21 protein-coding genes and 3 pseudogenes are annotated in these 22,849 nt (G+C 64.8%); 16 read left to right on the top strand and 8 right to left on the bottom strand.

The window, feature by feature from the left end; all coding sequences use genetic code 11:
• Positions 1-7 precede the first annotated feature (7 nt).
• From ACQCSZ_RS07190 to ACQCSZ_RS07165, 6 genes are all read left to right on the top strand, one after another.
• The gene (locus tag ACQCSZ_RS07190) at positions 8-679 is read left to right on the top strand and encodes a DNA alkylation repair protein (RefSeq protein ID WP_427007348.1); all 672 of its coding nucleotides are present in this window, start codon (positions 8-10) and stop codon (positions 677-679) included.
• A gap of 48 nt (positions 680-727) precedes the next feature.
• The gene (locus tag ACQCSZ_RS07185) at positions 728-2,422 is read left to right on the top strand and encodes a DUF222 domain-containing protein (RefSeq protein WP_427007347.1); all 1,695 of its coding nucleotides are present in this window, start codon (positions 728-730) and stop codon (positions 2,420-2,422) included.
• A 189-nt stretch (positions 2,423-2,611) separates the two neighbouring features.
• Entirely contained in the window at positions 2,612-3,235 is a 624-nt protein-coding gene (locus tag ACQCSZ_RS07180; RefSeq protein WP_427007346.1) for a dihydrofolate reductase family protein, read from the top strand.
• Positions 3,236-3,383: 148 nt separating this feature from the next.
• Positions 3,384-4,259, top strand: coding sequence for a PhzF family phenazine biosynthesis protein (locus tag ACQCSZ_RS07175; protein ID WP_427007345.1), 876 nt, complete (start codon positions 3,384-3,386; stop codon positions 4,257-4,259).
• A gap of 302 nt (positions 4,260-4,561) precedes the next feature.
• Positions 4,562-4,798, top strand: a complete 237-nt coding sequence (locus ACQCSZ_RS07170; RefSeq protein WP_427007344.1) for a hypothetical protein — start codon at positions 4,562-4,564, stop codon at positions 4,796-4,798.
• A gap of 294 nt (positions 4,799-5,092) precedes the next feature.
• Complete coding sequence (locus tag ACQCSZ_RS07165; protein ID WP_427007343.1) at positions 5,093-6,517, top strand: phospholipase D family protein; 1,425 nt, start codon at positions 5,093-5,095, stop codon at positions 6,515-6,517.
• Positions 6,518-6,657: 140 nt separating this feature from the next.
• Here the strand turns inward: ACQCSZ_RS07165 and ACQCSZ_RS07160 are convergent.
• Positions 6,658-7,120 (bottom strand): annotated as a pseudogene (locus ACQCSZ_RS07160) (transposase); the annotation flags it as partial.
• A gap of 175 nt (positions 7,121-7,295) precedes the next feature.
• Between ACQCSZ_RS07160 and ACQCSZ_RS07155 the strand changes: the two are divergent.
• The 3 genes from ACQCSZ_RS07155 (at position 7,296) to ACQCSZ_RS07145 (ending at position 10,342) form a co-directional block, all read left to right on the top strand.
• Positions 7,296-8,351, top strand: a complete 1,056-nt coding sequence (locus tag ACQCSZ_RS07155) for a DNA polymerase IV (RefSeq protein ID WP_427008272.1) — start codon at positions 7,296-7,298, stop codon at positions 8,349-8,351.
• 298 nt (positions 8,352-8,649) lie between these two features.
• The gene (locus ACQCSZ_RS07150; protein WP_427007342.1) at positions 8,650-9,540 is read left to right on the top strand and encodes a hypothetical protein; all 891 of its coding nucleotides are present in this window, start codon (positions 8,650-8,652) and stop codon (positions 9,538-9,540) included.
• 625 nt (positions 9,541-10,165) lie between these two features.
• Positions 10,166-10,342 (top strand): CsbD family protein, encoded by a 177-nt coding sequence (locus ACQCSZ_RS07145; protein WP_069951468.1) that lies wholly within the window; start codon positions 10,166-10,168, stop codon positions 10,340-10,342.
• 167 nt (positions 10,343-10,509) lie between these two features.
• On the opposite strand, the pseudogene ACQCSZ_RS07140 reads toward ACQCSZ_RS07145, so the two are convergent.
• Positions 10,510-10,632 (bottom strand): annotated as a pseudogene (locus ACQCSZ_RS07140) (Clp protease N-terminal domain-containing protein); the annotation flags it as partial.
• Between the two features lie 393 nt (positions 10,633-11,025).
• Here ACQCSZ_RS07140 and ACQCSZ_RS07135 point away from each other — a divergent pair.
• Both ACQCSZ_RS07135 and ACQCSZ_RS07130 read left to right on the top strand, forming a co-directional pair.
• Complete coding sequence (locus tag ACQCSZ_RS07135; protein ID WP_427007341.1) at positions 11,026-11,868, top strand: hypothetical protein; 843 nt, start codon at positions 11,026-11,028, stop codon at positions 11,866-11,868.
• 368 nt (positions 11,869-12,236) lie between these two features.
• Positions 12,237-13,055, top strand: coding sequence for a DUF1206 domain-containing protein (locus ACQCSZ_RS07130; RefSeq protein WP_427007340.1), 819 nt, complete (start codon positions 12,237-12,239; stop codon positions 13,053-13,055).
• Between the two features lie 580 nt (positions 13,056-13,635).
• Here ACQCSZ_RS07130 and ACQCSZ_RS07125 read toward each other — a convergent pair.
• The 4 genes and pseudogenes from ACQCSZ_RS07125 to ACQCSZ_RS07110 form a co-directional block, all read right to left on the bottom strand.
• Complete coding sequence (locus ACQCSZ_RS07125) at positions 13,636-13,788, bottom strand: LPXTG cell wall anchor domain-containing protein (RefSeq protein ID WP_427007339.1); 153 nt, start codon at positions 13,786-13,788, stop codon at positions 13,636-13,638.
• 162 nt (positions 13,789-13,950) lie between these two features.
• Positions 13,951-14,163, bottom strand: coding sequence for a hypothetical protein (locus ACQCSZ_RS07120; protein WP_427007338.1), 213 nt, complete (start codon positions 14,161-14,163; stop codon positions 13,951-13,953).
• Positions 14,164-14,240: 77 nt separating this feature from the next.
• Positions 14,241-14,849: a hypothetical protein gene (locus ACQCSZ_RS07115; protein WP_427007337.1), complete on the bottom strand. Its 609-nt coding sequence runs from the start codon at positions 14,847-14,849 to the stop codon at positions 14,241-14,243.
• Positions 14,833-14,937 (bottom strand): annotated as a pseudogene (locus ACQCSZ_RS07110) (IS30 family transposase); the annotation flags it as partial. The pseudogene ACQCSZ_RS07110 and the gene ACQCSZ_RS07115, both read right to left, overlap by 17 nt.
• 1,362 nt (positions 14,938-16,299) lie before the next feature.
• Here ACQCSZ_RS07110 and ACQCSZ_RS07105 point away from each other — a divergent pair.
• The 3 genes from ACQCSZ_RS07105 (at position 16,300) to ACQCSZ_RS07095 (ending at position 19,302) form a co-directional block, all read left to right on the top strand.
• Positions 16,300-18,396, top strand: a complete 2,097-nt coding sequence (locus ACQCSZ_RS07105) for a putative bifunctional diguanylate cyclase/phosphodiesterase (RefSeq protein WP_427007336.1) — start codon at positions 16,300-16,302, stop codon at positions 18,394-18,396.
• Between the two features lie 503 nt (positions 18,397-18,899).
• Entirely contained in the window at positions 18,900-19,031 is a 132-nt protein-coding gene (locus tag ACQCSZ_RS07100) for a hypothetical protein (protein ID WP_427007335.1), read from the top strand.
• Positions 19,015-19,302, top strand: coding sequence for a helix-turn-helix domain-containing protein (locus tag ACQCSZ_RS07095; RefSeq protein ID WP_427007334.1), 288 nt, complete (start codon positions 19,015-19,017; stop codon positions 19,300-19,302). Before ACQCSZ_RS07100 ends, ACQCSZ_RS07095 begins: the two co-directional genes overlap by 17 nt.
• Here the strand turns inward: ACQCSZ_RS07095 and istB are convergent.
• Both istB and istA read right to left on the bottom strand, forming a co-directional pair.
• Positions 19,286-20,065 carry an IS21-like element helper ATPase IstB gene (gene istB, locus ACQCSZ_RS07090; RefSeq protein WP_427004913.1) on the bottom strand — a complete coding sequence of 260 codons (780 nt, stop codon included), beginning with the start codon at positions 20,063-20,065 and terminating at the stop codon, positions 19,286-19,288. The genes ACQCSZ_RS07095 and istB overlap by 17 nt on opposite strands.
• A complete protein-coding gene (gene istA / locus ACQCSZ_RS07085; protein WP_427007333.1) occupies positions 20,062-21,603 on the bottom strand; it encodes an IS21 family transposase in 1,542 nt (513 codons plus the stop codon). Before istA ends, istB begins: the two co-directional genes overlap by 4 nt.
• A 260-nt stretch (positions 21,604-21,863) precedes the next feature.
• On the opposite strand from istA, the gene ACQCSZ_RS07080 reads away from it, so the two are divergent.
• The gene (locus ACQCSZ_RS07080; RefSeq protein ID WP_427007332.1) at positions 21,864-22,112 is read left to right on the top strand and encodes a hypothetical protein; all 249 of its coding nucleotides are present in this window, start codon (positions 21,864-21,866) and stop codon (positions 22,110-22,112) included.
• Positions 22,113-22,168: 56 nt separating this feature from the next.
• The gene (locus tag ACQCSZ_RS07075; protein WP_427008271.1) at positions 22,169-22,747 is read left to right on the top strand and encodes an ATP-binding protein; all 579 of its coding nucleotides are present in this window, start codon (positions 22,169-22,171) and stop codon (positions 22,745-22,747) included.
• Positions 22,748-22,849 lie beyond the last annotated feature (102 nt).

The following is a 22,849-nucleotide window of genomic DNA, read 5'->3' as shown; positions in this document are numbered from 1 at the left end:
GGCTGAAGTGGCCGAAACGACGGTGGCCGAGGTAATGGCCGGGCTGGCCGCGCTCGAGGACCCGAAGACACGCGAGGTGAACGCCAGGCACGGTGACGATCACGGGGTGAACCTCGGCAAACTGCGCGCGCTCGCGAAGCGGCTGAAGACGCAGCAGGAACTCGCGCGCCAGCTCTGGGGGACGGATGACACCGCGGCGAGACTTCTGGCGATCCTGATCTGCCGCCCGAAGGCCTTCGAGCGTGACGAGTTGGACGTCATGTTGCGCGCGGCGCGCACCCCCAAGGTGCACGACTGGCTCGTGAACTACGTGGTGAAGAAAAACCTGCACTCCGAAGAGCTGCGCCTGGCCTGGTCCGCGGATCCGGATCCGGTGGTCGCGAGTGCCGGCTGGGCGCTGACCACCGAACGCGTGGCGAAGAAGCCCGAGGGCCTCGACCTCGCAGGACTGCTCGACGTCATCGGGGCGGAGATGAGAGACGCCCCGGATCGCCTGCAGTGGGCGATGAACCATTGCCTGGCTCAGATCGGGATCGAGCACGCCGAGCACCGCGCCCGTGCAATCGACCTCGGTGAGCGCCTGGAGGTACTCAAGCACTACCCGACTCCCCCGAACTGCACGTCTCCGTTCGCGCCCATCTGGATCACCGAGATGGTGCGCCGACAGCACGAGAAGTAGAAGTTTCGCGCTCATCATATTGTCGGTGCCTCCTGATGTACTGAGTGTGTGGACAGCAGAACAGCGTGGAGTGCCGGAAGCAGGGAGGCCCTGGCGGCCGTCGCCGCGGCCGCTGCTGTGCTTGCCGCCTTCACCGGCGCCGGCGCGGACCGCCCGGATCCGCCCGGCGCCGACCCCCTCGGAAACGCCGACCCGCTGCGGGATCTGGCGGATGATTGCCTGGACGGACTCGCCGATGTGGCCCGGCTGGAAGCCCGGACCGCGGCGCTGAAGGTGAGGCTGGCCACGGAATACGTGCAGGCGGCCAGGGCCCTGGCGCCACCGGCGGCGTCCCCGCAGGAACGCACCGCCCAGGAGATGGCCGTGGTCGCTGAGGTCGCCTGCGTCCTGACCGTCAGCGAACGGACCGCCGGAGCCCTCCTGTCCGAATGCCAGGCACTGACCACGGCGCTGCCGCTGACCCTGACGGCCCTTCAGGCCGGGACGATCTCCTGGCAGCACGCCCGGATCATCGTCGAGGAAACCACCAGCCTGGATCCCGCCGGAGCGGCCGCGCTGGAAGCGCACTTCCTGGACCCCGACGCCTCGGACCCCGCCCGCGGCTGCCAGGCCGGGGACCTCGTCCCGTCCCGGTTCCGCGCCAAGGCACGCGCGTGGCGGGAACGCCACCACCCGGTCAGCATCGAAAAACGCCACACCAAAAGCGCCGAAGACCGCCGGGTCGACTACACCCCGGACCGGGACGGCATGGCCTGGCTCTCCGCCTACCTCCCGGCCGACACCGCCACAGGGATCCGGGAACGGACCACCGCCGCCGCCCGCGCCCTCCAAGGCCCCCACGAGGCCCGGACCCTCACCCAGCTCCGCGCCGACATCACCGCCACCTGGCTCCTCACCAGCCACACCACCGGCGCCGGCACCACCGGCGGAACGGCCGACGGCGGAACCGGCGCCGGCGGGTGCACGGCCGAGGGTGTCCCGTCCCCGAGGGCGCAGGTCCTGATCACCGTCCCGGTCCTGTCCCTCCTGGGCGCCACCGACGAACCAGCCACCCTGGACGGGTACGGACCGATCCCGCCGTCCATGGCCCGCCGCCTGATCACCGACGGCGCCGACTCCTTTTACCGCGTCCTGACAGACCCCCGCGACGGCGCCCCGCTGGAAATCGGACGGACCAGCTACCGCCTCACGAAAGCCCAGCGTCAATGGCTGCGCCTCCGCGACGGCAGATGCCCCTTCCCCGGCTGCAACAACCACTCCCTGGACAACGACGCAGACCACCTCCTGGCCTGGGCCGACGGAGGCACCACCGGCATCTCCAACCTCGGCCAACCCTGCCCCAGACACCACCGCCTCAAACACAACTCCGCCTGGAAACCAACCGGAGCCAGCAAGGACAACCCACCAGGGTGGACCTCCCCGTCAAGACGGCACTACCCCAGCGAACGCCAGGACTGGGAACCACCCCACTGGCCCCACCACATCCTGACCACCGACACCGGCCCGGACCCCGGCCCGCCCGCAGACCCGGGACCGGAACTGCCGCCGGACCCGCCGCCAACCGGGCACCCCGGCCCGGACCCCGGCCCGGATCCCGAACCGGAACTGCCCCCCGACCCCTTCCCCGAATGGCACTCCTTCACCGACTGGCACCAATTCCCCACCGCAGACACGGACGATCCGGGCCGGCCGGCGCCCCTCCACGACCCCTTCCCGGAATGCTTCCTGTTCCAATGTGTCTGACCGAGTGTCTCCCAACGTTTGCCCAGTGATCTGAGCCGGCTGTTGTCATGGCTCGTGCTGAGATGTTGCCGGATGCGCAGTGGGCTCGGGTCGAGCCGCTGATGCCGGTTGCTTTGCAGAGGGTCGTGTGGCAGCCTCGAAGTAATCCCGTCGCCGGGGCGACGACGGGCGACCGGGACGGAGCACGGCATGGGACTCATCCACATCGACCTGTTCACCACGCTCGACGGCGTCGCGCAGGCGCCCGGCGGACCGGACGAGGACACAGACAGCGGGTTCGTGTTTGGCGGCTGGCAGGCGCTTCTCTTGGACGAGGTCGTCGGCGAGCAGGTCAACTCCGGGATGGCGGGGATGGACGCGCTGCTGCTCGGGCGCCGGACCTACGACATCTTCGCCGCGTACTGGCCGCACGCGGACGGGGGCATCGCGCGGCTGTTCAACCGCCTCCCGAAATACGTGGCCTCGCGCCAGGCGCGGACCCTTGAGTGGGCCGACTCCACGCTGCTTGGTCCTGATGTCGTCGCCGCCGTGCGCGAACTGCGCGACCGACACGCGAACATCCACGTCATCGGCAGCCTCGATTTCGTGCAGACCCTGTTCGCCGAACGGCTCTTCGATCGGCTCACGCTCTGGGTCAACCCAATCCTCCTCGGCAGTGGGAAGAAGGTCTTCGCAGACGGGGTGGTTCCGACGAACCTCAGACTCATCGAGCCGGTCGTCACCTCGCCAAAGGGCGCGGTGATGCAGCGTTACGCCCTCGCCGACGGAATACCCGGCGTAGGCGACATGTCGGCAGGAAGCCGGGAGGACTAGGGCGTGCCTCCTATCCGCAGAATCCCGGTGCGCAACCCAGCCGGTCACGCGACCTTTTGGTGCCGGGTGATCCAGAGGACACGGCGATAGACCCTCCCGATGAGTGGATGGCCGCTGATGCGGTGGCTGGACATGGGACGATCGGGGTATGGAAAACACCCCCGAGGTCCTCCGTTATGCGGCCTTTTCCACGACGCCGAATGGCGGGAATCCTGCCGGGCTGGTCCTGGATGCCGGCCATCTGGATGATGCCGGGATGCTGGCGGTGGCGGCCGCCGTCGGGTACGCCGAAACGGCCTTTGTGACGGAACGGGGCGTCGACGGGGACCCGCGTCGGAGCCGGGTCCGGTACTTCTCGCCGATCGCCGAGGTGCCATTCTGTGGCCAGGCGACGATTGCGCTGGCGGTTGCGCTGAGCGTACGCGACGGGGCAGGATCCTTCACCTTCGACACCCCTGTCGGCCCCGTCGTCATCGAAACATCAGGCGATGGCGCCGACATCACCGCATCGTTCACCGCCGTTGAGCCACAGCTGGCCGCATTCGACGACGCTGTCCTGGCTGAACTCCTCGGATTGCTCGGCGTCGGGCGGGGCGATCTCGATCCGGCCTATCCGCCGCGGATCGCGTATTCGGGAAACTGGCATCCGGTGCTGGTCTTCGCCGACCACACCCTTTTCGATTCCTTTGGCTTCGATGCGGAGGCGGTGCGCCGCCTCATGGACGTACGGGGCTGGGCCGCAACGGTGACCGTCCTGCACCGTATTGCAGATGGCGAATTCGAAGCCCGGAATCTGTTCCCGGTGGGCGCCATCACGGAGGACCCTGCAACAGGGGCCGCCGCGGCTGCGGTCGGCGCCTACCTGCGCATCCTGGGCTTGGTGGAGCCCCCGTCGAGAGTCCTGATCCACCAGGGACGGCGCATCGGCCGGCCGGGCTTACTCACAGTGGACATTCCCGCTGCCGGCGGAATAGTGGTCAGCGGCAGGGCCGTCCGGATCCCCGTCCCTACGGTCAACAGCTGATCAGAGTCGGGGCCGCGGCCGGGGGTCAGCCGTTGTCAGTGGTGCCAGCCATGCGTCAACTCACAAATGCGACCTGGTTGGAAGACTTCCAACCACCCCCGTAGTTTCGTCCGATTAGGGAGGGTGCTTCCAACTAGGTCGACATCTCACAAGAGAGATGTGAGAGGTTGATCTACACGGAAGAACTTCCAGCAACGTATCGGCGGAATCCCGCTTGGCACTTGTCCACTGAACTGGCCTGCAGCGGCCCGTCTAATTGGAAGTTTGTGGTGCCGGTTCCCTTTTTGCCGAATCGGTCAGGCATGGAATCCTGTCAACCCTCCGCAGCGCCGGTCGTCGGCGACGCCAACTCCCGGCTGTCCCTGGCGCAGGGCCCGGATACCGGGTCGCAGGCGCTCTGGCAGCTCATCGATGATTCCAACGACCTCGTGGCCAACAACGCCCGCGGCCGCCTCCAGCTGGCGTTGCGCCCGGTCCACCCTGTTGGCGCCGTCCACGTCCCGCAGATCGACCCGAAAACCGGGCGGGTGATCCGCTAATACCCGGCGCTTACGACCCGGTCGCTGACATTAGTCAGCACAGTCGTAGGCTACTTTGGAGACCGGACACTAGTGGCCTGGCCTCGGGCCCGAAAGAAGGACTGAGTGGACAGTGATGCTGGTACGTGGTTTCTGAGTCGGGCTGAGCGAGGGAATCTGGCCACAGACGTGCACGCGGGCGGTGCCGGATCGCCGTCCTGGTCGGAGGGCAATCTAGTGCGGCCGCTGATTCATGGAGCGACCTACTTCGCCCGACTGCATGAGGAGTTGACGGCTCTGCGTGCGGGAGACCGTGTGTGGTTCACCGACTGGCGTGGCGACGCCGACGAGCGGCTGCTGGCGGACGGACCGTCGATCGGCGACGTGCTTGCGGGGTTGGCCCGCGCGGGAGTGGAAGTGCGGGGCCTTGTCTGGAGATCCCACGGAGAGCGCGTGTCGGCCCCGATGAGCGGCCGATCCAACGAGCTCCTAAGTCGTCAGGTCAACGACGCCGGCGGAGAGGTGCTGCTGGATCAGCGTGTACGCCTGTTCGGTTCCCATCACCAAAAAATCTTCGTCATCCGCCATCGGGACAACCCGTCGCGGGACGTCGCGTTCGTTGGCGGGATCGACCTTTCCCACAGCCGTCGAGACGACGCCGACCACGCGGGAGACCCGCAAGCGGTGACCATGGATTCCCGGTACGGGAAACGACCCCCCTGGCACGATGCCGCCCTCGAACTGCGTGGCCCCGTAGTGGGAGATGTGCTGGCAGTGTTCGCTGAACGGTGGAACGATCCCCATCCCTTGGACCGACGCACGCCCTACCGGATGCTGCTGCAACGTCTGGCCCATATGCCCCGGCACCCAGAGCCGCTCCCGGCCACTGCGCCGCCGCCGCCACCGGCGGGCCCTCATGCCGTGCAGCTGCTGCGCACCTACGGTGTGAAACGACCCCCGTTCCCGTTCGCACCTGAAGGGGAGCGCAGCATCGCCCGCGGCTACGCGAAAGCCTTCGCCCGCGCCCGCTCGCTGATCTACATCGAGGACCAGTACCTGTGGTCCACAGAGGTCGCAGCCGGCATCGCGGAAGCCCTCGAACGGAACCCCAAATTGAGGGTGATTGCCGTTGTGCCCCGTTACCCCGACTCTGATGGGCCTCTCGCAGGGCCGCCTAGCCGGATCGGGCAACTGCGTGCCATCGGAATGCTGCACCGCGTCGCGCCCGACAGGGTCGGCGTGTTTGACCTGGAGAACCGCTTGGGAACTCCGATCTACGTCCACGCCAAAATCTGCATCATCGACGACACCTGGTTTACCTGCGGCTCAGACAACTTCAACCGCCGATCCTGGACCACCGACAGCGAGCTCACCTGCGCCGTATTCGACACGACTGCCGACAACCGGGACGCGCCCGCCACAGACAACGGCCACGACACCTCCCGGCCGTTGGCCCACCGGCTCCGGCGCCAACTCTGGGCCGAACACCTGGGCCTGGACCAGAACGATCCCCAGCTCCACGACCCGGCGGCCGGGCTCGAACTTTGGAACACCACCGCAGACGCTCTCGACCGCTGGCATGAAACTGGCCGCCGCTCCCCCCGACCCGCCGGACACGTGCGCCACCACACTCCAGAGCCAGTGTCGCCCCGCCAACGTCTCTGGGCAGATCCGATGAGCCGCCTTGTCATGGACCCGGACGGCCGCCCCCGCCGGCTGCGCGGCACTACCCAGTTCTAGGCAAGCAAGTCTGGTGCAAAGACGGCCGCGAGGCCTCCGACTGCCGAACAAGGCATAGTGCTTCTTGATTCTTCGAGAATTACCCCGGCCGATCGCCCCTGGCAATGGACCGGCGCGCCATTGGTTGATTACACTAAGGCCCGCTCGACGACGTTCCGGCGTTTGTAGGCATCCTTGTCCAGACCCACGGGCCTGCCGCCCTTGCTGCCACGCCGTTTGCGGTTGGCTTCCTGATCTGAGCGTTCGGGGATAACTGCCTGGATTCCGCGCCGGCGTAGCCGTTCCCTGTTCGCTCTCGAGCAGTACGCCTTGTCCGCCAGAGCCCGGTCCGGACGGGAGCGAGCCCTGCCACCGCCAAGTCTGGGGACCTTCAAAGCTTCGAGAAGGTTCGGGATCATTGGGGAATCACCACCCTGGCCCGGACCGAGAAGGGTGGCCAGCGGGCGCATCTTGCCGTCGCACAGGTGATGGATCTTCGTCGTCAGCCCGCCGCGGGACCTTCCGATCGCGTGGTCACCGGGCTCGTCCAGGTGTTTCATGTAATTCGACAGGTCCTCCCGCGCTGCGGGGAAGGTTGGTCGCGTGCTGGTGGGCGCGGTGGACCGGCCCGCAGAGAGACTCGCAAACCCTCACGCCAATCGACGATACGGTCCGGGCCACCGAGATCCGGTATCGCCGTTTGCGTCGGGCAGGCAGGCTCAGCGGCCAAGCTCGGTGGAGTGCCGATGCTTGCCAGGGATGTTTAGGGCAGACTGGTGGCGTGAACGGAATCCGGTGGGTGCTGCACGTCGATCTCGACCAGTTCATCGCGGCGGTCGAAGTGCTCCGGCGGCCGGAGCTTGCGGGCAAGCCGATCATTGTCGGCGGTCGGGGCGACCCCACGGAACGAGCTGTGGTGTCGACCGCATCCTACGAAGCCAGGGCGTTCGGCGTGGGTTCCGGAATGCCCTTACGCATTGCGGCCCGGAAAGTGCCCGACGCTGTGATCCTGCCCGTCGATCAGGAGGCTTACCTCGCGGCGTCTGAAACGGTGATGGCTACCCTGCGCGCGCTGCCCGGCGCCACCGTGCAGGTGCTGGGTTGGGATGAAGCCTTTGTAGGCACTGAGACAGAGAATCCGGAAGCCTACGCCCGGCAGGTGCAGGCCGCTGTCCTGGAGCGAACGCAGCTGCATTGCAGCGTGGGCATCGGCGACACCCTGGTCCGAGCCAAGGTCGCCACCGGTTTCGGCAAGCCGGCCGGCGTCTTCCGTCTCACTGCCCGGAACTGGCTCGACGTCATGGGCAGTCGGCCCACCAAGGACCTGTGGGGCGTCGGAACCAAGGTGTCGGGCCGGCTGGCCAAACTCGGCATCAGCACAGTCGCCGAGCTCGCCGCGTCCGACCCCCAGGACCTGGTCCCGGAGTTCGGCCCCAGGATGGGTCCTTGGTACGCGGAGCTCGGACGCGGGGACGGCGCCAGCGTTGTGGACGACACCCCGTGGGTTGCCCGCGGGCATAGCCGGGAGACCACCTTCCAGCGGGACCTGACCGAGCCCGCCCAGGTGGACGACGCCGTAAGGGAGCTGACAGCGCGTGTCCTTGAGGATGTTGTGGCCGAAGGACGGCCCGTGGTTGGGCTGACCCTGAAGGTTCGGTACGCGCCGTTCTTCACCACGACCCACGCGAGAAAGATTCCCGAGACATTCGACCGGAACGAAATCCTCGCGCGGGCCTTGGACCTCGCAGCCGGAATCGAAGCGGGCCGTCCCATCCGGCTCCTAGGCCTGCGGGCCGAAATGGCAATGCCCGACGATGCCCGAAAGGGACATACGCCGACGCGCGGCGGTTGGTGACGGCGTCGCTCGTCTGATACGTCGCCTCCGTCCCGTTTGGGGAACCCTCTACGGGAGAGATCCCATGATTCATGGACCGGGACGGCATTAGGGGGCCAACGGGCCCTCTGGTTCCGTCTGGTCACGTCGCTTTTCGCCCCTTGCCCGAGGAATAAGTGCGGTCCTCAATATTGGACTACACCGGGCGCTCGGCAAGAGATGTCCCCACAGAGTTAGCACTGCCTGAAAGGTAGCGGCCGCTGAGGTGAACGAGCGAGCAGATCGGCTACACGCGGGATTGAGGACTTAGGGTGAGGCCATGGCTATGACGAAAATTGCAATCGATAGAGCGACGATTGAACCTTGGGTAGCAGTGGCTCAGTCATCGCGTTTGTTGGCCGACATCCTCTCGCAGATTGGGGAGCCGCTAAAGGGGTCCAACTTTGAGGTGATGAACGCCCACTATCCTCCCGAGCGGTCTTCTGACTGGTGTCGAGAATTTCTTACCGCGGGAATCGAACACATGACGCTATGGGCGGATCACGTAGCCCCGCTCCGATTCCACGAGGAAGCACAGGTAACTCATACCTTTCGGCCTGTTCAAACCTTGTCACGTGCCGCGATCGAATCGGCATCGCAAGCAGCATGGATGATGAACGGCGAATCGGCGCGAGAGTGCGCCCGGCGCCACGTTTGCCTCCTACTCGATGACCTTGACGAGCAGCGCAAAGCCGCACTGGGCGACGAACGCAAGAAACGTCTTAAGCTGGCCCGCCAGGTCGTTCTGGACCGACTTGAGCCATTCATCGTTGAAAAGGACATAGGCCGATTTCCGGGATATATGAACATTGTCAAAGAAGCAGCTGCCACGGTAGCGGCCAAGGGGTCGGGAGATGCGGATCTGGTCGATTCAGAAGCGGTCGAACGTCTGTGGCGCGCCTCAGCGGGATCGGCGCATGGCAAGAGGTGGCCTTCGTTGGAGCTGCAAATCGTCAACCCCAGGAAAGAGATTGCACCTGGTCTATTCGAAACTGACAGAGTTCCTGACCCTGTGGCTATCACTAAAATTCTCAAACTCGCAAATTCGGTGCTTACCTACGGCGTCCTACGATTTGCCGACTACTCAGGATACGAACCGCAGCTGGCCAAGGTAATGGGTGCAGCCCAGGAGAGATTGGCCGCAGTCATTCCGCGACGCCCCGATTTATAGAACCCCCTGTCGGTGGCCCAGCTTGCTTCCGGAAACATCCTTGGTTCTGTCAGACCCCTATCGGTCACTCTCACGGCTGTACCGGCATGGAACTCATGGATCTGATGATCACGGACAGGACAAAAACGATCCCAGCCAAGGCCATAGAGGCAATGGAAATCTTGAAGGACGTTCGCCTATGTTTCGATCGTGCGACGCCGAACACAGCCGCCGCAACACCTAGTGCGATCAAATATGGGACCGCCACATCCAGCCACTCAGCCACGTCGTCTCCCAAGGTTCAATGAACTCCGAGGCTACCGCTTCCTCAAGGGGAGCGGGCCTTCCACCATCACGGCCTGGGAACATTCCGTCAGAGGAACCTCAACGGGGCACATCCGCATTTCAGCACTGACGAAGACCTGCCACTCGGCGCCGAAAATTACAACCGTATGCCCGCAGCGAAGAACCGGTGCCAAAATCCATGTGCCTGAACCACCGGGCCGCACCGACTGCCCATTCCGGCCCCAAACCACCGGATATGCCGATCGCCCATCGTACCCACTCTTGACGGTTCCGTCCCTACAATTAACTGTCGGCCTCCACGGCATTCACGTCGCGGGGCGGCCAAATAAGGAGAACGACCATGGGTTTGGGTGACAAGATCCACAACGCCGCCGAGAAACTCCACGGCAAGGGCAAAGCAGCCGCCGGCGATGCCACCGGCAACGACCGGCTGAAGGCCGAGGGCAAAGGCGAGCAAGTCAAAGCGGACCTGAAGCAGGCCGGCGAAAAAATCAAAGACGCCTTCAAGAAACACTGAGACACGCAGCCAGAAGGCAGAGGTGCGGTCCGGACGGACCGCACCTCTGCCTTCTGCCTGGCAGCAGGACAGATCAATGAGAAACCGCCCGCTCCTGAAGTTTTCTCAAGTCCCAACATGTGTAACTGATAAGTTCGTTTGACGGGCATCGGGCTGCATCTGCGGGTCCCCTCGCGGATCAGCCCCAGCAGGAAGTGTTCCGTCCCAATGTAATTGTGGTTCAGCATGCGCGCCTCCTCCTGGGCAAGCACCACAACCTGCCGCGCACCGTCCGTAAACCGCTCAAACATTCCGCCACACTCCCGGCTGCCGTCTACCTCGCAGCCCGCCGCGGGAGAGCCCCTTGGGAGGACGCTGGAGGACCAGGCCATGTCATGTTGAAGGAAGAGAACCATGCGGCAGGCATTTTCACGCCTGCCGGCCGACAGCGCCGTCGTCTGAAGGCTCCAGGACCGAAACGAAGCCGGAGTGAGTCGAAACGCGGCAGACACACCGCGCCAGGGAGCCGACACATGCCGTGCATGCCACTCTGGGGGTCCCGAGACTGCAAAAGCACGATCGGCGAGGCGCCTGCACAGCTCGCTGCAGCCGGGCGGCCAATGCCGCCGTCCCGGCCGACGCGGCCGCCCCCCTGTTGCGGTGCAGTGGCTCTGGCTAGACTTGAATTGCGCCGGAGTAGACGCATGGGTTCGTCTCGGGAGGGCAAGATCATGACAGACCGCAGCGACTCCGAAGTGCCCGCGGATCAGGCGGCCACGGAAAAGAAACCAGGAGAACGGGAGCTCCGGGGCCGGTACGTCGAAGGCAGCTACGGTAAGGCCGGCGTGCAGAGCGGCCGCCACGCGGAGGACGAGGAAGGCCAGTACATCGAAGGTGATTACGGTGCGGCCGGCAGTGAGGGCGGCCTACCCGAACCCTTAGGAGACCAGGCCAAGGAATCCGGGCGCTACGTGGCGGCCGACTATGGCGACGCCGGGACGGCTCCGGGACGTACGGCCGGGTCGGAAATCGGTCAGTACCCCGAGGGTGACTACGGTGCGGACGGTACCGTGGATCCCGTGCGCAAGGCCGGAACAGATACGCGTAAAGGTAAGCCGATGACCGCGAATCCGCTCGGCGGCCAGGACGCTGCGTCGCAGGCCGGGCACTCCTCGCCGGGTGCCGGCGTCCCGGCCGATCACTCCCGCAGCGGTGCAGATGTGGGAGAAGCGGTCGCGATCGCCGAGGCGGGCACGAAGGCGCAGGGGGATCACTCGCATCCGGAACGGGCCAAGTCGGGCGAGGCTCCCGTCGAGCAGGTGTTCAACAACCCCGCCATGACCGAGGGGCAGCGAACCGTGACCGGATCTGCGACGCCCGCCGGGGCCGTACCGCCCGGACCTTCACCTGCCGAAGCCGGATCCGGCGGAGCCCAGTCCGTTATTGGGGCTCGAGAGTCGGACCGTCTCGCGGCGGGCGAGCCGCCGACCAAAGGCAAGCCCTTCGACACCGGCACGAAGAACACCGAAACCGACGGCGACGGATAGCACGTTTGCGCTCAGCTCCACAGGGCCACGGGAACATGTGTCCCTCGGTGTGCCGAGCCCCCTATCCTGCCATGTCCGGTCATGGCGGCGGTCGCCTCGCCCCCGTGTTGACCCAGCGTTGCAGGGATCGCGCCGAGGCGAAGCCCCGGGGTCTGATCGAGGTGCTGCTGGTGCATCGGTCCGTGGATGCCGGCGTTGCCTCCTCCCACAACCGGAAACGCTCGATCCAAGACATGCACACCGCGTCCCCGACACCGGACTGGCTGTCTTCGCTGGCTCAGACCAGGCCTGTATGAGCGTGGACTCACGTGACAAAATGGGCGTGTTACACACCACGGCATCTGCGCGCTTGCACGAAGGATCGGGAAATGAAGAAGGAGCTGGACGACGCCGCGAACGCGGTCGAGGAGGCATCGAATTCCAAGGCTCTTGTGATCGCCGCCAGGGCAGGTTTTGCCGTCAGCGGCCTGTTGCACGTTCTGACCGGCTCCGTCGCCATCCAGTTGGCCTTCGGCAAGGCCGGACAGGCGGACCAGGGCGGCGCCGTCGCCCAACTCGCCGGCCAGCCCGAGGGACTGCTGCTGCTGTGGACCGGATTCGCCGCCTGCGTGGCTTTGGCGCTCTGGCAAACCGGCAACGCAGTGTTCGGCTACGGTCAGCTGGAAGCCAAGAAGAAGGTGGGGAACAGACTTTCCGCAGGCGGCAAGGCGGTGGTGTTCGCCGTCATGGCGCTGACGTTCGCTGCCTCCGCGAGCGGAAACAGCAAGAACAGCGGACAGTCCACCAGCGATTTCACGGTCTCCATCATGAAAGCACCCGGGGGTTCCTTCCTGCTGATCGCCATCGGAGCCGCGGTCGCCGTCGTCGGCATTGTCTTCGTGGTCCTCGGATTCAAGGCATCGTTCAAGAAAGATCTGCGGCTGCCGCCCTCGGGAACCGGCCGGTCCGTTATTACGGGGCTGGGCGTTGTCGGCTACATAGCCGAGGGCATCGCACTGTTTCTGGTGGGATTGCTGTTCATCATTGCCACCGTTACGGCCCGCCCTCAGGAGTCCACTGGCCTGGATGGCGGGTTGAAGGCGCTGCGCGAGCAACCCTACGGGGTATATATGCTGATCGCCGTCGGCGCCGGTCTGATCTGCTACGGCCTTTACCTGATGGTGAAGGCCAAATTCGCGCGGATGTAAACTGCCCCCGGTGCGGCCGGCTCCTGCTCCATTGACGTGAGGGGGAACGGCCGGCCCGCCGGGACAGCAGCAACCACGAGCGCGCCGACAGGCGACGGGGCCGGGCGGTGGGAAGGCCGGCAGGCCTCACCGGAGACGATCTGCGCGCTGCAGACGTGAACCGTGCCGATTCCGAACACCTCTGGTCACACTACGGATTCAGATCAATGCGGCCGCCGGTGATTCCAGGACAAAACGGCCCGCATCACTGAGACGCGCCGCGCACCGGAAATCTGACGACTGCTCACCTTCGCACTGACGTGGACGGCTCGACGCCGCACCGTGCCGCACTGGATTCGCCCCGATATGCGGCCCCCTGTCATGCGTTCGGCTGATGGGTCACCGGGATGAAGGGTGCTAGTCCGGACCTGCAGCCCGTCACGGTAGTCGTAGGAGAATGAGCATCGTCGCCTGATTTCGGATCCGGGGAGTGAACCAGGATCCGGAAAACCCCTGCGACCGCCGCACATTCACCGCCAGCGGCAGGTCAGGGCGGACCAGCCGATAGCAACTCTTCGCAGACTCCTGCAGCCCTGGGGTTTCAGGTCCTCCTGCGCCCGCGGAAGAAGCCGACGGCAGCGAGGATCAACAGCACCACGCCAACCCAGATCAGGAAGTTCATAGAAGGAATCAGCCCGCCTCCGAAGAAGAACAGCACCGCAAGGACCACTGCGATGATGAGAAGAATGTTCATGACCGTTACCTGCCTTTTCTTTGAAACGTTCAACAATGACACCGGCACCGGCACCGGCACCGGGCCTGGCGCCCCGGTGGGTACTTCGCAAGCCGGGCCTACTGGCGGCGGCTCTTCACCAGAGCCCGGTTCCGGCCCGACGACCGGGCTCCGGGCCTGGGCCTACTGCGACGGCTGGGGAATGTCACAGGCGATCTTGGGGTTCAGGCCCGTGTAGTTCAGCGGCCCCGTAACGATTGTCAGCGCGACGGTTCCAACCGAGGCGCAGGAGGCCGGCTGTCCGGCGAAATAACCGCGCTGCGCGGCTGCGGCGACGCCGATCGCGAGCCAAACGATGACTAATATTCCGACGATGAATCTGACTCTGGCCCGCATGTCGTCCTCCGATACCGGATTCTGCTGACGCTTCAGCGTAATTATTCACGCCTTGGAGGGAATTGATCCATCGCGGATCAGAGCGGCCGCCTTAGCGGATCCTGTGGCCCGCCCTGGTTGCGGCTGCTCTGGCCATCGCTGGAGATGTCTGATCCTGGCCCGGTTCCTTGAGCAGGCCGGCCGGGCTGACTGGCATGGCCGTCGGTTCCCGGCCGGCCTTCACCCGTCTGCGCGTCCCGGCGCCCGCCGGCATCAACATCCGGATCCAGCTGATCAGCTTCCCGGACCCGTTCCTGCGAACCCTCACGAACAGTCCGGGCCTCCTCCTGACGATCGCGGGCCTCCCTGCGGAGGCGTTCGGCATCCACTTCGGCCTGCTGTGCGTCCGCTTCCGCCCGGGCCGCCTTCGCTTCACCCTCCCGTGCGCCGAGTTCATCTGTCTCCGCCTGCTGGCGCATCTCGACCGCCCGACGCCGATCAGCCTTCAGCTTCCGCTTGCGGCCGAAGAAGACCACCAGGCCAACAATGACGAGTGCCACGACGATGACGACGATGATCCATACCAGCTGGCCCGAATCCATGGTGATCTGCCTCTTTCCGCTGGCGGCAATGGAGATACCACCAGTAAACAACAAAACCTGCCTACTGACCATGGAATGACCGGCGCTGTCAAGCGGTCGAAGCAACTTCCCCGCTCAATGGTTTGGTGAAGACTCGCCTCGGTGTCAGGTAGCCGAGAACGGCGCGTGGTTTGTCTTTGAGCTCCTCAGCGAGGAAGGTCGAAACTGCCAGCGCCAGTTGCGCATGATGGGCCTTCGGCCGCTTCAGATTCGTCTCCTCCTGGCGCTCAGCCGCCGATTCGGCGCACACCTTTTTGCTCAAGGTGGTGCTGGATCAGACCGTCATGGTGGTCCTGAACGAGATTGACATAGACAGAGCTGCGTGCACTCGGACAAGTGCGCCGGACTCAACTCCTTGCGTGATCGTCAGACCATGAACGAGCTCGACGTGGAGACTGCCGATCAGGTCGGGCAATACGAGCCTGAAGTTGGCTACATCGCTAGAAGCTCAAAAAGCGGGCCCTGCACGACTGACCGTGCAGGGCTCGCTGTAGTGACGGCTACTTGGAAGACTTCCAACTAGACGATGCGTTTCTTCCAAATAAGGAGCGATTCTTCCAACTAGGTCGACATCTCACAAGCGCTGTGAGACCGGAGGTTAGTTGGCGGAAACCGCCAGATGGAAACCACTGTGATTCCGCGGACTTGCTCAGCGCCTGCCGGTATTGCATACCGACCTAGTTGGCGAAGTCACTCAGAGACGCTGACTCCGGACCCTAACGTTGTCACTGGTGATCCTGCCGTCGCCTCGCGCCCCTGGTTCCGGGAGCCATCCCCATACACCATCTGGTGCGGGGTCGAGCGACGTTTGGCCCGTTGCTTGCCAATCATCGATTTCTGCGAAGTCGATGCGCATGGACGTCCACGCCCGCTCCGACTCGCTTTCATTTGGCTGAAGGAGCAGGGATCGCTTTGCACTCAATTGACCGCTCCTAGGAGGCTGCGCCCCTGACTTCTCTAATCGTGGCCCTCAGTTTATATGCGACCACTGGGAACTCTGGCCGAGTCATCGTCGTCAGCCGCTACAAGTTCGCCTTCCCAGGCGCCTTTGCCCTCGTGGATAGCAAAGGCGGCCGATGATGAAGCGGGCTACGGGGTGATTGAGGGCCAATGGGGGCTGGGAAATTATCTTTTTCAGAACCTGACGACGGCGTCCGCACAAACTAAATATTGAACCGTTACAGGCCGCTATGTAGAGGTGCGTCCAAGAATTCACGGTCCTCCCCTCCTCTTGCCAGAGCAGGGGCGCCGGAAACATAGGGGATTCGTGAATAGAATTACTCGTTCAGATGCCCCGGCAGACGACCGCGCCACCAGCAAGAAGACGCCTAAAACCGCCACGGTTCAGTTCCGGCGACCGTCTGCGCTTAAGGTGGCGCATTCATATCTGATTTGGCGCTCAAGAGGTAATGGAGATTTTGCCTGTTAGGGTTCGTCTAGTGTCCCGTTCAGGACTTGGGGGTTATGCAAAACATCCGCGCTTCGTGGAAGTTGAGCATCAATGAAAGAGGTTCGGATGCTTCTTCAGACGCCGGCCGTCCACGAGGCACGCATCAGCGGTGACCTGGACGGAACGATCACTGCTTGGAATGCCGGCGCCACCGAGATGTTCGGCTTCAGCGCTGCCGAAGCAATCGGCCGGAACTATGACCTGCTGACCACCACGAACGGAACCTTCCTCCATCGGGAGGCTCTGGAACATCTCCGGGCCGGAAGAGGCTCCAGCGTGGTCCGGACCCACTGGCGGCGCCACGACGGCCGTGTCGCCGAGGTCACCCTGATGCATTCACCCCTGTTCGATGCCGATGGAATTCTGATCGGCAGCTCCACCATCGCACGGGACGTCACGGCAGTTGCGCAGCTGCAGGACGAGGCCGGCAAGGAACGGGAACGGCTTATCGAGGCCCAGGAGATGGCCCATGTGGGAAGCGCCGAATATGATTTCGCCTCGGGTCGGTGGTGGCATTCGGAGGAATTTGGCCGTCTTCTGGACCTCACCACTGGCGAGAAAGTCTCCGGGGCCATGCTTCTGGCAAAAATACACCCCCAGGACCGGGACGGTGTCCGGACGGACTGGCTCTCCCTGGACCGGGCCGGTTCCCGGCATCTTGACCGCGAGCTGCGCCTTATCCAACCCAGCGGTGACGTGCGCTGGATTCAGGCCAGCGTCAGGGTCACCGGCACCGGCATCGGCACCCGGGTGCTCATCACTGCCCTGGACATCACCGCCCGTAAACTGGCCGAAGCGGTCCTGACCCATCAGGCATCCCATGACGCCCTGACCGGGCTACCCAACAGGATCCTGATCAGGGCCATCCTCCATGACCTCCTGGGACGCAAAACGTCCAAGGTTGTGGTGTTCTTCCTCGACGTCGACCGGTTTAAGACCGTCAATGACGCCATCGGCCACGCCGCCGGAGATACCATCCTCACTCAACTCGCGGCCAGACTCCGTCCCGCCATGCGGCCCGGGGACACTGTTGGCCGGTTCGGCGGCGACGAATTCATCGTGATCTGCAGAAATCTGCACGCCACGGAGGCTACCGCCGTGGCCGAACGGCTCCGGACCGCAGTCAAAGAGGCCTTCACCCTGGACGGGCGCCGGATTTTCCTGAACATCAGCATCGGCATTGCCCCTGCCGGCCCGGGTGACACCGCCGAGACCATCCTCGACGCAGCCGACATGGCCATGTACCAGGCAAAAAACGCCGGCGGCGACCGCATCGCAGTGCGGGACTCCCGCACGCAGGCCGCCGCCACCGCCCGGCTCAACCTCGAATCCGACCTCCGCCTCGCCCTGGACCGGAACGAGCTCAGACTCCACTATCAACCCGTGATCAACCTCAAAACCGGGACACCGGTCGGTTTCGAAGCCCTCCTGCGCTGGGAACACCCCACACAGGGCCTGCTCCAGCCCGCAAGCTTCATCAGCCTCGCCGAAGACAGCGGCCTGATCGTTCCCATCGGTAGCTGGGTCCTCAACCAGGCCCTCCAACAGACCCAGCAATGGCGCAATACCCTGCCCGGCGCCAAGGATCTCACGATCTCTGTCAACGTCTCCGTGCGCCAACTCCAGGACCTGCGCTTCGTCGACACCGTCCGGGACGCTCTCCTCACCACCGGCATCAGCCCAGCCGCCGTCACCCTGGAAATCACCGAATCCCTGCTCATGGATCAAAGCGAACTGCCCACAGCCATCATCCAAGGCCTTCACGCGTGCGGCGTCGGCCTGGCCATCGACGATTTCGGCACCGGATACTCGTCCCTGAGCCAGCTCCGGTGGCTGTCCGCCCACACCCTGAAAATCGACAGGTCCTTCGTAGCAGAACTCGGCTATAAAGATCCCAACAGCGCCTCCATCATCCAACTCATCCTCGGCATGGCCCGCGTCCTGAACCTCAGCGTCATCGCCGAAGGCGTCGAAACGCCGGCGCAGCTGAGCGAACTACGCAGACTCGGTGTCCGCCATGCCCAGGGCTACCTCTGGTCTGCGCCCCTCCCCGGCCACGAAATACCACAGCAGATACAAACAAACGCACCGGAACGCCGCCGTGCAACGCCCAGCCCGGCAGAGTCTCCCATCCGGACTGAACCAATCACCCACCTTCACTGATCAATGGCCGCCGCGTAATCGTCCGAAGGTCGCGAACTCCGGAAGCGAACCGTCTACCGCCGTTGCCTGCTGCAAAAAGCCTCACCCGTGGGCTCGCCGGCGACGGCGGCGCCACCGGGCTCGTTTTGTCCGAATTCGGTGTCGATTCCGTGTGCACCACACATGAGCCAGCCGTAGTTGGTGATTCCGCCGCCCCCGGATCCGGTCGCAATGGCGAAGGGAATCACCGCTCCATGCCGCGATCGTAGTCGCCACCCTCCCGAGATCTCCATAGACCTTGCCGCTTCGCTGATCGTGGCGGTGCCTTTACGATGGCTCCTGCACGACCTTTGCTTTCACTGCACTGCGGAAGTTCTGGGTCGCTCCTCCATACAGCCAACTCCTGCCCGAACCGAGCATCCACATCCAAGCCTTGGAACTTCGGCGGAACCACGAGTGGATGGGTGTAGCGCCGTTACTCGAGGATCTCTGGCCTACATGGTCCATGTGCCAGAATAATGCCCATGAACAGACAAGCGGCTGCCTCGCGCGAGCAACGTGAGCAGGTGTTTGTTAACGCCAACCGAAAAGAGGGCGAGGAACGCCAACTGAAAACAGGGCCACCGACCATTATGGAAGGTGATCAATTTGGATGATTGGGCGGAGATACGCCACCTGTTTTCGACGGGCAAGCACTCGAAGCGTAAAATCGGCAGGATCGTGGGTGTTTCCCGCGGAACGGTTGACCGGGCGCTGGAGTCGGACCGGGCGCCGAAGTGTCAATGGCCAATAGTTTGTGCCCACGGGCGGCCAGCAAAAATGCCCGCTGGTGGCCATGAAAACTGCCCAGTCATGGCCACCGGATCTGCCCACCAGATGTTCGGTGGCGTTGGCCATGTTCGGGACTTGTTTAGCTCATTGGCGTGACTCCTTTTCCGGCCAGGGCCTGGCTGAGGCGGATCGATTCCCCTGAGGTTTGGCAGACGTGCGCGTGATGCAGCAGCCGGTCCACGGTCGCCGTGGCGAGGGTTTTGGGCATGAGCTCGTCAAAGCCGGCAGGATGCAAATTTGAGGAAACCGCGATGGACCGTTTTTCATAGGCCGCGTCGACGAGACGGTAGAGCCCCTCCGCCGCGTCAGTGCCCACCGGCAAGAGGCCTATGTCATCGACCACCACCAAATCTGCGCGCAGGATCCGCGCGACGACTTTCGTCACGCTGTCATCGGAGCGGTGGGCGCGCATGAGAGCGCCGAGGTCCTCGAGGCGGAACCATGCCACCCGCAGGCCGGCCTCGACGGCCTGCTGGCCGAGAGCCTCAAGGAAGAACGTCTTGCCCGTGCCGGAGGGGCCGCAGATCACGACGTTTTCCTTCCGCCCGATCCATTCCAGCGTCCGCAGCGCCTGCTGAGTCGGGGCCGGGATCGAGGAGGCTGCCGGGTCCCAGGTGTCGAAGGTCTTCCCGGTCGGGAAGCCCGCGGCCTTGCGTCTGGTGGCGAGCATGGACCGGGACCGACCGGCGACTTCCTCGGTGAAGAGCGCCTTGATGACCTCGGCCGGCTCCCAGCGCTGGGCGCGGGCAGTCGCGATCAGTTCCGGCGCCAAAGCCCGCGCATGGGGCATCTTCAACTGCCGCATCAACGCCTCCAGCTCCGCCGGCAACGCCGGTGCGGTGACCGGGACCGGACTCATGCGCTTTCTCCCAGGGCGCCGTCAACACGGGCGGCAACAGGTGGGCGGCCGATCGCGGCCCACCCGGCGGTGCCTTGGGTGAGGGACTGGGTTTCCCCGGCGGCATGGGTGGTGGTGCGTGAACCCGCGGCGTTCAGGATCGAGGCGAGGTCCTTGTTCGCGAAGCGGCCATGGATGGCCGCGGTCCCCAACGCGTGATCGACTTCGGCCTGCCCGGCGATCTTGGCCAGGGCGACCGCTTCGGCCATTTTCACGTTCATTCGCCCGGTGCCTGCCGCGGCGGCCTCGAGCAGCCAGGTCCGGGCGCCGTCCCCGATGCTAAGGAACTCCGCCTCCGCGGCCGTCCTGGCTTTCGCCGTGTAGTCGCCCGGGATCCTGGGCCGGTGGTCCGGGAAGTGGGCGTCGTCGATCGCCGGGCTGCCCGGGCGGGCGCGCCGGTGCCGGGCGACTTCCACCGGGCCCTTGCTGCCGTGGTGGACGACGATGACCTGCTCGTCACCTCCGGCGCCGTGGGATCTGACGAACACCCGCGCGCCGAGCAAATGTGCAGGCACGGAGTACTGGCCGTTCTCGAACGTGACCATCGGCGTGTTCTCCGGGACGGCCCGGGAGAGGCCGAACGCAACCGTGTGCGCGGTGTCCGGGATCCGGTGCAACCGCGGCGCCTCCTCGGCCAGCATCACCGCGGGTTTGCGGCGGGTGGCCCGGTGCTCCCGGTGGTTGACCTCGTCCATGAACGCCTGGCAGGCCGCTTCGATCTCCGCGAAGGAAGCGTATTCGGCACGCAGGTTGGTGTCCTTGGGCACGATGTCGGCCTTGGCGAGCTTCACCGAGGACTCCACGCCGCCCTTGGACGCGGGATCCGCCGGCCGGCAGGTCAACACCGTCACGCCGTAGTGGCGGGCGAAGTCGACCGTCTGCTGGTTGCGCACCGGGACGCCGGCGACATGGGAAACCGTCACGGTCTTCTCGTTATCGGTCAGGACATAGGTTGGGGCGCCGCCCAGGACCCGGAACGTGCGGTCCAGCGCTGCGAACACGCTCGGCGCCGTCCGGTCCCGCAGCGCGATGACGATCCTGAAGCGGGACCATGCCAGCCATGCCACGAACAGCACGGTCTTCTTCCCCTCGATCAGGGGCCCGTCGCCGAAGTCGTATTGAATCCATTGACCAGGCTCGGTCACCCAGGGCCGGTGCACCCTGACATGGCCGAGCCGCCAGGCGGCGCGGACCTGGGCGACGGCCCGGCGGGTCGAGCGTTCCGAGCCCTCGTAGCCGAGGGCCCGGAGTTTCTCGTGGGCTTTGTCGGCGCGGATCTTGCCCTTGGAGGCCTCGATCCATTCCTCGATCTTGGGCAGGAACGCGTCGGTGACCCGGCCCCGGTAGGCCGGCTCGGCGATCGGCTGGCCGGCGTCCCGGGCAGCGACGTGCCTGGCAACGGTGTGGTGCGAACAACCGGTGAGTTCCGCGGCAGCACGCAACGATCCGGTCAGATCGTACGCAGCAAGTATTTCCATGATTTCTCCGTCAAACTTCATTAGGGCCTCTTCCCGGGCGACTTTGGTGCGACTAGACACCGTCATCAAACCCCGGGAAGAGGCTCCCGCCGCTTAAGCAGCAGGGTCAGTAAGGAAGTGGGCAGATCTCATGGCCACCAACGGGCAGTTTTCATGGCCGTCAGTGGGCAGTTCCGTGGCCGCCTACGGGCAGTTTTTCATGGCCGCTAACACCGAAGTACCGGCGGGCGGCCGGAGTGTCGAGTTTTGATGCGTTTGCTCCCAGGGTGCGGGAGTTGCTGGTGAAGACGCCGACGATGCCGGCCGCGACACTGGCGGAGCGGGTGGGCTGGTCTGGTTCCGCGTCGCTGTTCCGGGCGAAGGTCGCCGCGATCCGGCCTGAATACGCCCCGCCTGACCCGGCTGACCGTTTGGTCCACGAGCCGGGCTTCCAGGTCCAGTGCGATCTCTGGTTCCCGCACGAGCCGCTGCCCGTCGGTGCTGGCCAGAACGACACGCCACCGGTGCTGGTGATGACCTCGGCGTTCTGAAGGCTTCATCCAGGCACGGATGCTGCCGTCACGGACGACGCCGGACCTTCTAGGCCCTGCGCGCACCACGGATCAGCGATGGGTTCCGCCGGCTCGGTGACCAGGCCCGGGACGCCGGCTGGTCCCATGAGGAGTACCTGGCAGCGGTCCTCTCCCGTGAAGTCTCCGAACGCGAAGCCTCCGGAGCGGCGGCGCGGATCAAGGCCGCGAGGTTCCCCGCGCACAAGGACCTGGAGGAGTTCAACTTCGACCACCAGCCCTCAGCGGACCGGAACCTCATCGCGCACCTGGGCACCGGGGTGTTCCTCTCCGAGGCCAAGAACGTGGTTCTGCTCGGGCCTCCCGGCACCGGCAAAACCCACCTCGCGGTCGGCATCGGTATCAAGGCAGCCAAGGCCGGGCACAGGGTACTCTTCGACTCCGCCACCGGCTGGGTCGCCCGGCTGCAGGAGGCTGGGAGCTACAGCAAAGATGCAATCGGGTACGAGCGTGAACGGCAGAATCTGCGCCTGCTGACGGGCGCGGACGTCGTCGAATTGACGCTCGCAAACTACGGAAAACTGGCTCCCCGATGGCAGACACGTATGCCCCTCCGCCAGGTTTACGTTGTTGACCGCGCGAACGAGGGACGCTGAGCCGGCCGAGGGCTCGCGGGTGATTCACCGTTCGGCTGACAGAGACATAGTCGTCGCAGTGGACGGGACTCGGAACCGGGTAGCAGTGACACTGACGGTGAT

This window comes from Pseudarthrobacter sp. H2, assembly GCF_050157045.1.
GTDB lineage: Bacteria > Actinomycetota > Actinomycetes > Actinomycetales > Micrococcaceae > Arthrobacter.
This window is presented reverse-complemented; position numbering and strand designations above follow the sequence as displayed.

Bases quoted from the DNA above. Each gene is read 5' to 3' on its own strand.
- ACQCSZ_RS07180 (WP_427007346.1), top strand. From the start codon at position 2,612: ATGGGACTCATCCACATCGACCTGTTCACCACGCTCGACGGCGTCGCG.
- ACQCSZ_RS07175 (WP_427007345.1), top strand. From the start codon at position 3,384: ATGGAAAACACCCCCGAGGTCCTCCGTTATGCGGCCTTTTCCACGACG.
- ACQCSZ_RS07170 (WP_427007344.1), top strand. From the start codon at position 4,562: ATGGAATCCTGTCAACCCTCCGCAGCGCCGGTCGTCGGCGACGCCAAC.
- ACQCSZ_RS07150 (WP_427007342.1), top strand. From the start codon at position 8,650: ATGGCTATGACGAAAATTGCAATCGATAGAGCGACGATTGAACCTTGG.
- ACQCSZ_RS07145 (WP_069951468.1), top strand. From the start codon at position 10,166: ATGGGTTTGGGTGACAAGATCCACAACGCCGCCGAGAAACTCCACGGC.
- ACQCSZ_RS07135 (WP_427007341.1), top strand. From the start codon at position 11,026: ATGGGTTCGTCTCGGGAGGGCAAGATCATGACAGACCGCAGCGACTCC.
- ACQCSZ_RS07130 (WP_427007340.1), top strand. From the start codon at position 12,237: ATGAAGAAGGAGCTGGACGACGCCGCGAACGCGGTCGAGGAGGCATCG.
- ACQCSZ_RS07125 (WP_427007339.1), bottom strand. From the start codon at position 13,788: ATGAACATTCTTCTCATCATCGCAGTGGTCCTTGCGGTGCTGTTCTTC.
- ACQCSZ_RS07120 (WP_427007338.1), bottom strand. From the start codon at position 14,163: ATGCGGGCCAGAGTCAGATTCATCGTCGGAATATTAGTCATCGTTTGG.
- ACQCSZ_RS07105 (WP_427007336.1), top strand. From the start codon at position 16,300: ATGCTTCTTCAGACGCCGGCCGTCCACGAGGCACGCATCAGCGGTGAC.
- ACQCSZ_RS07100 (WP_427007335.1), top strand. From the start codon at position 18,900: ATGAACAGACAAGCGGCTGCCTCGCGCGAGCAACGTGAGCAGGTGTTT.
- istB (WP_427004913.1), bottom strand. From the start codon at position 20,065: ATGAGTCCGGTCCCGGTCACCGCACCGGCGTTGCCGGCGGAGCTGGAG.
- istA (WP_427007333.1), bottom strand. From the start codon at position 21,603: ATGAAGTTTGACGGAGAAATCATGGAAATACTTGCTGCGTACGATCTG.